The 12,504-nt window shown below is 65.3% G+C and carries 10 protein-coding genes; 2 read left to right on the top strand and 8 right to left on the bottom strand.

Going from position 1 to position 12,504, the window contains the following annotated elements; translation table 11 throughout:
* The 8 genes from J2X42_RS08735 to J2X42_RS08700 form a co-directional block, all read right to left on the bottom strand.
* Positions 1–473: cupin domain-containing protein (locus J2X42_RS08735; protein ID WP_310164269.1), on the bottom strand; the 473-nt coding region annotated here is incomplete at its 3' end.
* A gap of 16 nt (positions 474–489) precedes the next feature.
* Positions 490–2,181: a sulfatase gene (locus tag J2X42_RS08730; RefSeq protein ID WP_310164267.1), complete on the bottom strand. Its 1,692-nt coding sequence runs from the start codon at positions 2,179–2,181 to the stop codon at positions 490–492.
* 35 nt (positions 2,182–2,216) lie between these two features.
* Positions 2,217–2,846: a helix-turn-helix domain-containing protein gene (locus J2X42_RS08725; RefSeq protein WP_310164265.1), complete on the bottom strand. Its 630-nt coding sequence runs from the start codon at positions 2,844–2,846 to the stop codon at positions 2,217–2,219.
* Positions 2,847–4,706: a glycoside hydrolase family 3 N-terminal domain-containing protein gene (locus J2X42_RS08720; protein ID WP_310164263.1), complete on the bottom strand. Its 1,860-nt coding sequence runs from the start codon at positions 4,704–4,706 to the stop codon at positions 2,847–2,849.
* Positions 4,703–5,551, bottom strand: coding sequence for an ATP-binding cassette domain-containing protein (locus J2X42_RS08715; protein WP_310164260.1), 849 nt, complete (start codon positions 5,549–5,551; stop codon positions 4,703–4,705). Before J2X42_RS08715 ends, J2X42_RS08720 begins: the two co-directional genes overlap by 4 nt.
* Before the next feature lie 3 nt (positions 5,552–5,554).
* A complete protein-coding gene (locus J2X42_RS08710; RefSeq protein ID WP_310164259.1) occupies positions 5,555–7,351 on the bottom strand; it encodes a dipeptide/oligopeptide/nickel ABC transporter permease/ATP-binding protein in 1,797 nt (598 codons plus the stop codon).
* Positions 7,348–8,289, bottom strand: coding sequence for an ABC transporter permease (locus J2X42_RS08705; RefSeq protein WP_310164257.1), 942 nt, complete (start codon positions 8,287–8,289; stop codon positions 7,348–7,350). The genes J2X42_RS08710 and J2X42_RS08705 overlap by 4 nt, the downstream gene beginning before the upstream one ends.
* Before the next feature lie 63 nt (positions 8,290–8,352).
* Positions 8,353–9,903: an ABC transporter substrate-binding protein gene (locus tag J2X42_RS08700; RefSeq protein WP_310164255.1), complete on the bottom strand. Its 1,551-nt coding sequence runs from the start codon at positions 9,901–9,903 to the stop codon at positions 8,353–8,355.
* A gap of 352 nt (positions 9,904–10,255) precedes the next feature.
* Here J2X42_RS08700 and J2X42_RS08695 point away from each other — a divergent pair, with 352 nt between their 5' ends.
* Positions 10,256–11,818, top strand: a complete 1,563-nt coding sequence (locus tag J2X42_RS08695; protein WP_310164253.1) for a sulfatase — start codon at positions 10,256–10,258, stop codon at positions 11,816–11,818.
* A 25-nt stretch (positions 11,819–11,843) separates the two neighbouring features.
* Positions 11,844–12,458 carry a PadR family transcriptional regulator gene (locus J2X42_RS08690; RefSeq protein ID WP_310164251.1) on the top strand — a complete coding sequence of 205 codons (615 nt, stop codon included), beginning with the start codon at positions 11,844–11,846 and terminating at the stop codon, positions 12,456–12,458.
* The last annotated feature ends 46 nt before the right edge of the window (positions 12,459–12,504 follow it).

Below are 12,504 nucleotides of genomic sequence, written 5' to 3'. Positions count from 1 at the left end.
GTCAGCAGGAAATCCCCGCGGCGCATGGCCACAGGGTCCCCGTTCACCACCGTCCACACACCCTCGCCCTCGACCACGAAACGGAACGCGTTCTGCGAATGCCGGTGCTCCGGCGCCGTCTCACGGGCGCCGAGGTACTGGATCGCTGCCCACAACGTCGGGGTCGCATACGGAGTCCCCGCCAGGCCCGGGTTCGCCAACGCAATCGCCCGGCGTTCCCCGCCCCGGCCCACGGGCACCAGGTCACCGGCACGGGCAGCCAACGGGTACAGATCGCTCCACCGCCACACATGCGGCACCGCCTTCGGCGACGGGACCATCGGCATCAGATCCCCGATCTCCGTCCACAACGGAACCAGGTTCTCCGCCTCGAAGTCCCGGTACAACCCCGCAAGCGCCGCAGCCTCCTCCGGCGTAGGCTCCGGCAACGCATGACTCGCACCAACGGATTCATGCGTAACGTTTTCAGTCATCGTCTTTCCTTCTCGTTCAGTTGGCGGATCCAGTCGTAGTCACCGCTGCGGCATCAGGTCCGGTTGCCCGGCTGACGGTGGTTGAGACCTCGTGGCTTGGCTCAAACCCAAGCCGCCAGGCACGGACCCACACCGCGGTTCCTTCCTCCGCCTGGATAGGAGCCGTATACAGGTTCCAGCGGCGGCCGTCATTCGGCGGTGCCCCGATGGCCTCGTCCAGCGGGCCGGCTGTCGGCATCTCGGTGCCGGGCGGGTCGATTGTCCAGCCCACGGACGACCCTGCCGTGGCGCAGCGGGCCATCAGGCCCTCCGCGGTCAGCCAAACGTCCGGGGCCTCCGTGCGCCGAGGCTTTCCTCCTGGCCGCCACTGTTCGATCAGTGCCCTCTCGGGAAGCATCCCCAGGTCGCCGTAGCGCTCCTGCCAGTCAGCGAGCGCCGAGCGCAAACGCTGCAGGTCGGCCTCGTGATCCGGGTTGTCGGCCAGGTTGACTGTCTCGTGCGGATCGGACCTGACGTCGTACAGTTCCTCAGCCGGCCGTCCCGCCGCTACGACCGAGCGCTGGAGATCCGTGAGCAGGTCCGGCTTCAGGCCGCGGCCCAGCTGTCCGGCTTCCCGGGAGGCAAGGTCCCGGAATTCCGCCCATGTTGCGAGCCCGTCCGCGTACTGCAGGTGCTGCATCCCGGAACGGTCCGGGTGGTAATGCCGGATGTAGCGGTAGCGGGCGTCCCGCACTGTCCGTGACGTGTCCTCGGCCTCATCCATCCGGTCACGGCCCGCATAGGCGAACTGGTTCGGCCCGTCGTCGAATCGGCCGTTGCGGTCGAAGAGCGCATTGCCGTGCATGTGTGCGGGCACAGGGAGTCCGCTGGCTGCCAGCATGGTGGGGGCGAGGTCCATGGTGTGCACGAGTTCAGTACGGACTGTTCCGGGCCGGATCGTGCCGGGCCAGCGGACGATCAGCGGTTCGCGAAGGCCTGCCTCGTTCGGCCAGCGCTTGGCCCTGGGCATGCCGGGCCCGTGGTCGCTCCAGAACACCACCATCGTGGATCCGGCCAGCCCGTCCTCCTCAAGCTGTGCCAGGAGGCCGCCCACCCAATGGTCCATCTCGGTGATGAGGTCGCTGTACCGTGCCCAGGCGCGGCGGAACACGGGGGTATCCGGGTGGTACGGCGGCAGCGGCGCCTTAGCCGGATCGTGCCTGGCTCCGGGAGGAACGTTCCGGGTGGTCTCCGCGAAGGCTTTGTCCGCGTAGTAGATCCGTGACTCGTGGGTTGCCATGCCATGGAATGCGGCAAAGAACGGCGTTTCCGGGTCGGGGCGGTTGCGCCAGTGGGCAGTACTGCTGCAGTCATTGAACGTCGTGGGCGGTGTGGCCACTTGGAAGTCCGTGAACTCGTTGTTGGTGCAGTAGTAACCGGCTTCCCTGAAGTATTCGGGCAGGAGCCGGACCTCGGGCGGCGGGACCGCCTTGGAGCGCATGTGCATCGTCCCGATCGCCGTCGGGAAGCAGCCGGTCATGATGGCCGAACGTGCGGGCGCACACACCGGAGCCGACGCGAAGGCGTTGTCATACCTGGCACCCTCAGCGGCAAGCCGGTCGAGGTTTGGCGTGACCGCGTCCTCCGCTCCGGGCCAGATGCCCCTGTAGCACCCGAGGTCAGGATTGATGTCGTGCGTTGAGATCCAGACGATGTTCGGCGGTTTCAACGGCCGTTCCCTGTCTGCTTGCTCCACCAGGACCGTTAAGCTTCCGCTGCAGGGGAAACAGTCTTGCCGGTGCGGGCATAGCTGTTCCAGAACGCATCCAGGGTGCCTGCCAGGTCGATGTCAGGGTTGATCGCCCACTCCGCCTGGAGACCATCGGAAAGCGCCAGAAGCATCCGTGAAATCGTGTTCGGGTCTGCGTCCGCGGCGAAGGTGCCGGCTTTTTGGCGCTTCTCGATGTCACGGGCGATCCGGCCATGGACCACAAGGTCGCGTTCGCGGAAATAGTCATGGCACGGATGCTCGGGGTTTACCGCGGCTGCCTGCAGGCTGACATACAGCTGGACGAGGCCCGGAACCTCCATGTTGTGGTGGGCCAGCTGGATGATCAGGGGCAGCTCGGTGACATCCGCGGGGCTGAAGTGCTGCCTGTCAACCTCGTCACGTTTGCGGAGCACCTCTGCCAGCAGGTTTTCCTTGGTGTCGAAGTGGTGCAGCAACCCGGCCTGTGTCATGCCCGCCTCGTCTGCGATATCGCGCAGGGAGGTCGCCGTATAGCCCTTGCGCCCGATCACGTCCAGGGCGGTTTGAAGAATGAGCTCCCGTGCGGCCCGCCCTTTGGCATAGGACCCGCGCCTCCGTGCAGGCAGTTCTGTACTTGCGGCCATTTACAACTCCAATCCGAACCCGCACTCGTAGAGCGCGTCTTGTGTGTCCCCAGGGACGTCCGGACGGGACGCTACCACGGCCGCCTCTGAGCGGGGGAGTTGGAACGGCAGCCGCCCTTCGGGTGGCACAGCTCCCGTAAGCGCCTGGAGGACTGCGGTGTCCGACGCGCCGTAGACGGCGGCGATGGCGGCGCAGTGCGGTTCAAGCGGGGTCAGGACTGCGGGGCGGTCCAGATGCGGAACCAGGATCACCGGAACCACAGCGGCCAGTTGCTCAATCCTGTTGATGGTCCCGCTGTCGAATTCAAGGCTCCCGGCGTGGAAGCTGGATTCCAGCATGTAGTGGTCGCGGAGCTCGAAGGGCGCTGCCACGCGGGCGATCGCGACGTCGGCGTCTGCGGGGTCGGCAGCAGCGGTGAAGCCGGCCTCAGCCAGTGCGTCTGCGCTCATCTCCCCAGAGTAGACGCGGAGCCCCGGCGCCAGTGGCAGCAGGGCCGGGCCGTTGCTCGCCGCGTTCTTCAGTACGGTGACGGAGCGGGCCTGGGCCCGCTGGCCGGCCGCTACGTATTCGGGCAGGCCGGTCCGCTCTTCCGCCTGCTCCTCGTCGACATAGGGGTTGTCGAAGAGTCCCAGTTCGAATTTAACCTTCAGCAGCCGGCGGGCGGAAACGTCGATGCGCTCCTCCGTGAGCTGTCCTTCCCGGACCAGCTCGACAACCAGCTCGGGGCATTCCTCGCCGCCGAACTGGTCACAGCCGGCTTCGATAACCTTCAGCACGCGCTCCTTTTCCGAGAGGTGCTCAACGCCCCACGCGCGCGGCGGCAGCTGGCGGCCGTGCAGGCGGGATTCGGTGACGAGGCTCCAGTCGGTGCACACGACGCCGTCGTACCCCAGTTTTTCGCGAAGGAGTCCGGTGATGATCTGGCGGTTGAAGCCGAACCCGACTTCCTCGACCGGTTCACCGTCCAGCTCCAGGCCGATGGGCATGCCGTAGTACGGCATGATGGCCGTGACGCCGTGGGCGATGACCCGTTTGAACGGTTCGAGGTGGTGGTCGAACATGCCGCCGGGATAGACCTGCTCGCGGCCGTAGGGGAAGTGCGGATCTTCGCCGTCGCGCTGGGGGCCGCCGCCGGGGAAGTGCTTGGCCATGCAGGCGACGCTGCCGTCGCCCAGATGCTGGTCTTCGAAACCATCCAGGTAGGCCAGGGCCAGGCGGGCCACAAGGTCGTTGTCCTGTCCGAACGTGCTGTACTGCCGTGCCCAGCGCGGTTCCGTGGCCAGGTCAATGGTGGGGTGGAGGGCGGCGCGGATGCCGATGGCGGTGTATTCGGCCCTGGCGATCGCGGCAAACTCACGGACGAGCTGCTCGTCCCGGACGGCGGCGAGGCCCAGGGGTTCGGGCCAGGCGGAGAAGTACTCTGCGGTAAAGGAAGCTCCCCAGTTTTCGATGAACGAGTGGCGGGGATCGGTGGACAGAGTCACAGGGATGCCGTGCGGGCTTGAGTTCATCGCCAGCCGCTGCAGTTCATTCACCCAGCGCGACGCGAGCCTCGGCTCCGGCACGAAGTGGAAGTTCAGGTGGTTGACGTACTTGCCGGCCACAACCTCCTGGAGGGTGGCCCGGCCGGCCCGGGGCGTCTCGTCGCCCAGCTTCCCGCTCTCGGCGGCGCTGACCATGGTGTGGAACATCAGGCCGGCCTTCTCCTCGAGGGAGAGGCGGCCGAGGAGGTCCTCCACCCTTTCGGCGACGGGCAGGACAGGGTTCTCATAGGGGTCCATGATGCCGTTGCCGTTGAGGTCCCTGAACAACGTGCCGTCGGGAGCGCGCTGGAATTCCGGTGCCGTTTCCACGCTCATGCTGCTTGCCCTGCGGTTGCAGCGACGAGCTGGCGGCGGGCTTCGCGGCGTTCGCGCTGCTGGGCGGGGTTGGGGACGGGTGCGGACATGAAGAGCCTTTGGGTGTAGGGATGGACTGGCTGGGAGGTGACCTGGGCGGCGCGGCCCTGTTCGACGATGTGTCCCTTGTAGAGCACGATGACGTTGTGGCTGATGTGGCGGATGACGCTGAGGTCGTGCGAGACGAAGAGGTAGGCGACTTTGGTGGCTTCCTGGATTTCGACCAGCAGGTCCAGCACCGTTGCCTGGGTGGTGAGGTCCAGGGCTGAGACGGGTTCGTCGCAGACGATGAGGCGCGGTTTGACCGCGATGGCACGGGCTATGGCGATGCGTTGCCGCTGGCCGCCGGAGAACTCGCGGGGCAGCCGGCCGCCGGAGTTGGCCGGCAGGTGCACCCGGTCCAAGAGCCCGCGGACGCGGTCGAGGGCATCTTTTTTGTTCGTGCCCTGGATGGTGAGGGGTTCGGAGAGAATGTCCTCGACGGTCATGGACGGGTTCAGGGAGGTATAGGGGTCCTGGAAGACCACCTGGATGTCCCGGCTCAGGTTGCGCCGGTCGTGGCGGCCGGCGTGGGTGATGTCCTGCCCGTCGAAGCGGATCCGCCCTCCTGAGGGTTTGACGAGGCCGAGGATGGCGCGGCCGATGGTGGTCTTGCCTGAGCCGGATTCGCCGACGAGGCCCAGTGTTTCGGCCGGCCGGATGGAGAAGGAGATGTCTTCGAGGGCCTTGAAGGCCGGCTTGCGGCCGTGTCCGGGGTATTCCACGGCGAGCTGGTCGACTTCCAGGAGCCGTGTGGTGTTCGTCATGGGTTACTCCTTGGCTGTCAGGGGCGACGCGGCGGAATCGTCGTCGTCGAAGGGGTACGGGCGGGCTGGTCCGTCCTCAAGCATCGAGTCGAGGAGTTTTTGGGTGTACGCCTGGGATGGTTTGGTGAGGATTTTCTCGACGGTGTCCACTTCCACGAGGCGCCCGGACTGCATGACGGCCACGCGGTCGCAGATGTCGGCCACCACGCCGAAGTTGTGCGTGACCATGACCACGGCCATGCCCGTTTCGCGTTGCAGGTCCCGCAGCAGGTCAAGCACTTCGGCCTGCACGGTGACGTCCAGGGCCGTGGTGGGCTCGTCCGCGATGAGCAGGCGGGGGTTGCAGGAGACGGCGCCGGCGATGAGGACGCGCTGGGCCATGCCGCCGGAGACTTCGTGCGGGTAGGACTTAAAGGTCTTTTCCGGGTCCGCGATCCCCACCTTGGCCAGCAAAGCCAGTGCCCGGTTCTTGGCGTCGGCCTTGGAGAGCCCGAGCCTGGTCCGCATGGGGACGGTGAGCTGGTGCCCGATCCGGAAGGCCGGGTCCAGGTTGGACATCGGTTCCTGCGGGATGTAGGCGATGTCGGTGCCGCGCAGGGCGGTCCGGTCCTTGGTTCCGAGCCTGGTCAGTTCCTTGCCGTCGAAGAGGATGGAGCCGTCAGAGACGTGCCCGCCCTCGGGCAGCAGGCCCAGGACAGCGAAGGCGGTCTGGGTTTTGCCGGATCCGGATTCGCCCACAAGGCCCAGGACTTCCCCGGGTGCGACGTGGAGGCTCACGCCGTGGACCACTTCTTTTTGGCCGGAACCGGTGCCGTAGGCGACTTTGAGGTTCTGCACGGACAACAGCGCTTCCGCCGGGTGTGCCGTCGCCGGGGCGGCGGAAGGTTCGACGGCGGTGCGGGCCGGGAGCCGGACCGCACGTGTGGTGCCGTGGCCGCGGTCCTCCAGGGCATCGCGGAGCGCGTTGCCCACGAGGATGAGTGCCATGGACACCAGGCCGATGGCAAGGCTGGGCCAGAGAATGAGCCCTGGGCTCAGTGCGATTTTGCGGAAGCCTTCGTTGAGCATGTTGCCCCAGGAGGGGATGGTGCTGTCGGTGATGCCGAGGAGTTCCAGCCCTGCCTGGACGGAGATGGCGATGCTGGCCACGCGGGCGGCTTGGATGATGACCGGTGCCCGGACCACCGTGAGGATGTGGCGGGCGATGATCCTTGCATCGCTGAGGCCTGAGACTCGGGCTGCGTCGACGTAGAGTTCATTGCGCACGGCCTGCACGGCCCCGCGGACCACCCGGAAGAAGGCCGGCGTCAGGAGGATGCCGAAGGTGGCCATCGCGATGTAGACGTTCGGTCCCACGACGGTGGTCACCGCCAGGAGCACCACGATGCCTGGAAGTGACATGGTCAGGTTATTGAACCAGGACGCCATGCTGTCGAACCAGCCGCCGTAGTAGCCGGCCATCAGGCCGGTGGCCACGCCGATGGCCATCGAAATGGCCAGGGAGATTCCGGAGCCGGCGAGGAGCACCTGTGTGCCCCACATGATGCGGCTGAAGATGTCCCGGCCGGAGCCGTCGGTGCCCAGCAAGTGTGCAGCGCCGGGCGCGCGGTTCGCTTCACGCAGATTCACGCCATTGGGGTCGGGCAGCCCAAGGATTGGCACCACGACGGCGATCACAATCACTGCTACGAGCACGAGGGTGGAGAGCAGGCCCAGGGGGTTGCTCAGGAACCGCCTGACCAGGCCTGAGCGGGGGACGACGGGTTCGACGTCGGTGGGTACTTCTGTCGCAAGTGTCATGACAGTCGGACTTTCGGGTTGAGCCAGGCGACGAGGATATCGACGGCCAGATTGACGGTGACGACAATGAGCATCAGGGCGAGAACCACCCCCACAATCAGGGGCAGGTCGGTGCGGGAGGCTGCCTCGACGGCCAGTGAACCCAGCCCGGGCAGGGCGAACAGCACTTCGATGAAGACAGCCCCGCCGAGGATACCCACCACCTGGACGGCAAGGCTGGTCAGGCCGTTCGTGGAGGCGTTGCGCAGCACGGACGTCAGGATGATCCTGCGCTCGGAAAGCCCGCGGCTGCGAACGGTCCGGATGTAGTCATGGTGGAGCACTCCAAGAGTGGAAGAGCGGACCTGCTGGGCCACCCCGGCAACGCCCCCGATGGCGAGGGCGAGGACCGGCAGGGTGATGGTCCGGGCCCAGCCGGCCGGTGACTCGGTCAGGGGAATGAAGCCTGTGGCAGGGAAGATCTTCTGCTGGATGGCAAAGAAGGTCACCAGAAACAGGGCCACGATATAGGGCGGCAGCGCATCTCCCAGGGTGGCCAGGATCTGCAGCGTACGGTCCACCCAGCCCTTCCGCACCGCGGCGTAAATGCCCACCGCGAACGCGACGACCCCTGTCAGCAGGGTCACCACGACCACCAGGCTCAGGGTCACCGGGAGCCGGATCAGCAACGTGTCCCACACCGGCTGGCTGCTGAAGATGGAGACGCCCAGGTCTCCGGAGATGGCGTTGGTAAGCCAGTCGAAATACTGGACTATCAGGGGCTGGTCCAGGCCGAGTTCCTGGTTCTTGAGTGCGACCTGCTCCTCTGTGGCGTTCTCGCCCAGAACATTGCGGGCCACATCTCCGATGCCTTGATAGAGAAGCACCCGGGCCAGGAAGGAAACAACCACGAGCAGGACCACGGCAGAGAGTAAACGCCGCAGCAAGAAAATAGTCACTAGGGACTCCTATGTCCGGGATGTCGCGTGGGCCGGGGCACCAACCCCGGCCCACGCGGACTGCTACTTGCCGGTGGGCCTGTAGTTGTAGATGGACGGCACGGCCTGCTCCGTCTGTGGCTCTACCTCAACGCTGGTGTTGTGGTAGAAGTGGCTCTCAAGCCGGTAGAGCGGGCTGAACCAGTAGTTGTCGACCATGTACTCGTTGACGGCCTTGTCGGCATCCTTCTGCTCGGCCTCGGAACCCGTTTGGGCCTTGGTGATCAGGGCGCTGAGTTCCGGCGTCGTGACCTTGAAGGGGTTCCACGGAGCATTGGGGGCGAGCTGGAAGATGATGTGGCGCCAGTCATCACGCTGGCTCAGCGCCATGTAGGAGATCGGGAATTCGCCGCGCTGCATGGACGGAATGGCCTGGCCGGGTCCCCACTGATGACGGTTCACGGTCACTCCGATGTCCTGCCAGTTCTGGATGATGGAATCGTAGATCGACGGGTCAAACACCTGGGTGATGGGGAAGGTGAAGGTGAGGTTTTCTGCGCCGGCTTCCTTGAGGAGTTCGCGTGCACGGTCCGGATCATAGGTGTACTTGCCGTCCAAGGCCTCCTCGTAGCCGGCGGTTCCCGGCCGGAAGGTCTGGCTGGTGAGGGTGCCCTTGCCCAGGTGGACAGCCTGCAGGAGTGCTTCGCGGTCAATGGCGAGCGTCAAGGCCTCACGGACCCGGACATCCTTGAGCTGCGGGAGCTTGGTGCCGTCACGGTCGAAAAAGAAGATGCCTTCCCAGTTCACTTCAAAGGGCTTGTGCAGCAGTCCTGCGCCTTCAGCTTCGACGGCGGTCGCGGCACGGCTCAGCGTGGCTGCGTCTACCTGGCCGGACTTGAGCGCATTGAGGCGGGCAGTCTCATCCGTCAGGATCTGGAACTCCACCTTGTCGTAGGGGAGCTTGTCGCCCCAGTAGTCGGCGTTGCGGACATAGGTAATTTTCGAGCCTGCCACCGTGTTGGCGGAATCCAGGGTGTAGGGGCCCGAGCCCACCGGCTTGGTCTTGATGGCGTCGGTTCCGACGGCCTTGGGGCTGGCCATGAGGCCTGCCGCATTGGCCAGGGAGTAGGGGAGCCCGGGATCAGGTTCGGACAGGCGGATTACGGCGGTGGTGGCGTCGGGGGTTTCAACAGTCTGGACGCTGCGGGCCGTGCCGGCCAGGGGGCCGTTGGCCTTGGTGAAGTGCTCCAAGTTTGCCTTCACCGCAGCCGAGTCAAAGGCGGTCCCGTCGGTGAACTTGACGTCACTGCGGAGCTTCAGGGTGTAGGCCTTGTTTCCGTCGCTGGGCTCCCACGAGGTGGCGAGCATCGGGCTGAGGGTGCCGTCGGGTTCGCGCTTGATGAGGGTGTCGTATACGGCCTGGTAGATCGGCGCCTGATGGCCTTCGTTGGCCTGGGCGGGGTCGTAGCTGGTCGGTTCCTGCAAGGAACCGATCCGGAGCAGGGGTGCGGTCTCCGGCCCAGCCTGCGTCGTGGTGGACTCCTGGGGTGCGCTGCCACTGCAGGCAGTGAATGCCAGGGATGCGACGACGGCGGTCACCACCGTCGAGAGAACGCGGCTTTTGGTGCTCATCATGTCTCTTCCTAAAACTCCGTTGTGGTAGGTCGGGCCGCGAGAGTCGTGTGCCCTGGCTCACATACTAAACTCAATTAAGTATTCGTGGCAAGCGTTTCTTTGCTGAGGCGACTTTTTGGCCTCTGACCGGCTAAAAAGACATTCCCAAAGCCAAACCGGCTTTGGTTTAGGATCCCGTGGGCAGCCTTCCGGTAAACAGCGCGTGCGATGCAACGCCTGGGATGCGGGGCCTGCTTGTTGTGCAACTACGCACATATGCAGATCTAATTTAGTAGGCATTTTTTAGGTCTGGATTTGCCTGCAACTGTTCTACTAGTCTTATAGACCACCCATCACAGACAGGAAACGGTCAATGAAGATCATCTACGTGGACGTGGATTCGCTCAGGCCGGACCACACGGGTCCTTATGGCTATCAGCGCTCCATTACGCCGAACCTTGACGACATGGCCCGGAACAGCGTCATGTTCGATCGCTACTACTGCTCCGATTCCCCTTGCCTGCCATCACGAACGGCGCTGACAAGCGGGCAACATGGCATCACCAACGGCGTGGTGGGCCACTTCGGCGACGATGCACGCTTCCGCCTGGATGCCGGCCACGGCCCGCAGCCTGGCCGGCCGCTGCTGGGACAGGCCCTCAACGCCGCCGGTTACACCTGCGCCGCCGTCTCGTCCTTCGCGGAAAGGCACCGCGCCTACTACTTCATGGGCAACTTCCGCGAGAATGTCCAGGTCACGCCGGACATCGGCGACGAGCCGGCGGACATGATCACCGACGCCGCCCTGGACTGGATCCAACGCCACCGCGACGACGAGAACTGGTACCTGCACGTCACCTACTGGGACCCGCACACCGACTATCTCCAGGACGGGTCGTGGACCGCCAAGGCTGCCGCTGCCGGCCCGGCACCTGAATGGCCTGACCAGGCGGCGATTGACGGGCACGCAGAGGTGTACGGCGCCCGCAGCGCCCTCGACCTCCACTACTCGGGCGGGCCCCGCAAGTCCGGCGTTCCGCGCAACATGCCCGACGAGATACGCACCCGGGCGGATTTTGAACACCTCATCAACGGCTACGACGGCGCGATCCACTTCTGGGACTCCGAATTCGGACGGCTCCGCCGGTCCATCGAAGCCATGGGGCTGGCGGATGAAGTGGCCATCGTTGTTTCGTCCGACCATGGCGAGTCGTTCGGGGAGTTGGGTCTCTACGCCGAGCACGGCCTGGCCTCCGAACCCGTGCACCGCCTGCCCATGATCGTGCACTGGCCGGGCATCACCGACCAGGAAGGCGTTGCGGCCACCAGGTGCGATGCATTGCTCTACAACATCGACTACGCGCCGACCATCCTGGACCTGCTCGGCGTGGACAGACCTGAAAAATGGCAGGGCCGGTCCTACGCGGACGCAGTGAGGGGCCGGGCCATCGACAGCCGGCCCTACCTGGTGTGGGGACATGGCGCCCACACCTACCAGCGGGCCGTCCGGACACGGGACCACCTGTACATCCGCACCTACCATCCGGGCTGCTTCCGTGCAGAATGGGAGTCCCTGTTCAACGTGGCCGAGGACCCGTACCTGACCAGCAACCTTATTGCCGATGACCCGGACCTGGCGGCGCGGATGCGCTCAAACCTGTTCGAATGGCTGGGGTTCTATGCGGGAACTCCCGGCTCGCTGCCCGACCCGATGCAGGGTGCCCTCCAGGCAGGGCCGACACTGTACAACCAGCCGGAGGTGTACATGGAGCACCTTCGCAATACCGGACGCGGGCATCTGGCCGACGACCTTGCCGCAAGACTGCAGCCGGCCAACGGTGCCACACAGGTGTCCTGGCACGCCCAGGTTCCGGTGTCGGAGCAGGACCGGGCGGCCATGCGCCGCCGCCGCGAAGCAGCCTTGAGCAAGAAGTGACGAAGCAAGAAGTGACGGGGCAAAAATGACTGGGCAGGAAATGGCAGAGCAGGCGGCGGGCAAAACATCCCTCGCCCGGCTGGACGTGATTCTATTGGGGCTGCTGTCCACGGGGGACCGCACCGGGTATGAGGTCTGGAAGTGGTTCGAAGGGCGCGGGTCCTTCGTAGGGTATTCCGCAGGGACCTCGCAGATCTACCGGCAGCTGGGCAGGCTGGTGGAGTGGGATTGGGCCGCTCCCGTACCGGACCTTCGCCGGTCCGGCCCGGACACCAAGCTCTACAGAATCACCGAATCCGGACGGAAAAAACTCGAGGTGTGGATCGATTCCCCCTACGTGCCGTCGCGCCGTCCCCTGGATCCTGACTTCCAGGTCAGGCTTCGGTTCGCCGGAAGCCGGAGCCCGGAAAAGGCCCTGGAGCTGGTCCGCATCGAACTGGAGTTCCGCAGGCAGGCGGAGCAAGGAATGGACAGGTCCTTCGACGACGTTCTCGTCAGTGGGGACGCCGGGCCAGCCGAACGCCAGTGGCGCGGACAATGGCACCTGATGCAGGTGGAGCGCGGCCACTACATGGTCTCAAACCTCATCGCCTGGCTCGAAGCTACAGAGCGCCGCCTGCAGTCCATCATCGGCCAGTAGCCCGTAGGAACTGAGCGACGCCCATCCGGTCGGGCCGGGGCCACGC

Origin of the sequence: Arthrobacter sp. BE255 (genome assembly GCF_031457335.1) — a bacterium.
Lineage (GTDB): Bacteria > Actinomycetota > Actinomycetes > Actinomycetales > Micrococcaceae > Arthrobacter.
Note: the sequence above shows the minus strand (reverse complement) of the source record. Positions and strands in the feature narration are given on the sequence as shown.

Bases quoted from the DNA above. Each gene is read 5' to 3' on its own strand.
- J2X42_RS08715 (WP_310164260.1), bottom strand. From the start codon at position 5,551: ATGACGAACACCACACGGCTCCTGGAAGTCGACCAGCTCGCCGTGGAA.
- J2X42_RS08695 (WP_310164253.1), top strand. From the start codon at position 10,256: ATGAAGATCATCTACGTGGACGTGGATTCGCTCAGGCCGGACCACACG.
- J2X42_RS08720 (WP_310164263.1), bottom strand. From the start codon at position 4,706: ATGAGCGTGGAAACGGCACCGGAATTCCAGCGCGCTCCCGACGGCACG.
- J2X42_RS08710 (WP_310164259.1), bottom strand. From the start codon at position 7,351: ATGACACTTGCGACAGAAGTACCCACCGACGTCGAACCCGTCGTCCCC.
- J2X42_RS08690 (WP_310164251.1), top strand. From the start codon at position 11,844: ATGACTGGGCAGGAAATGGCAGAGCAGGCGGCGGGCAAAACATCCCTC.
- J2X42_RS08700 (WP_310164255.1), bottom strand. From the start codon at position 9,903: ATGATGAGCACCAAAAGCCGCGTTCTCTCGACGGTGGTGACCGCCGTC.
- J2X42_RS08725 (WP_310164265.1), bottom strand. From the start codon at position 2,846: ATGGCCGCAAGTACAGAACTGCCTGCACGGAGGCGCGGGTCCTATGCC.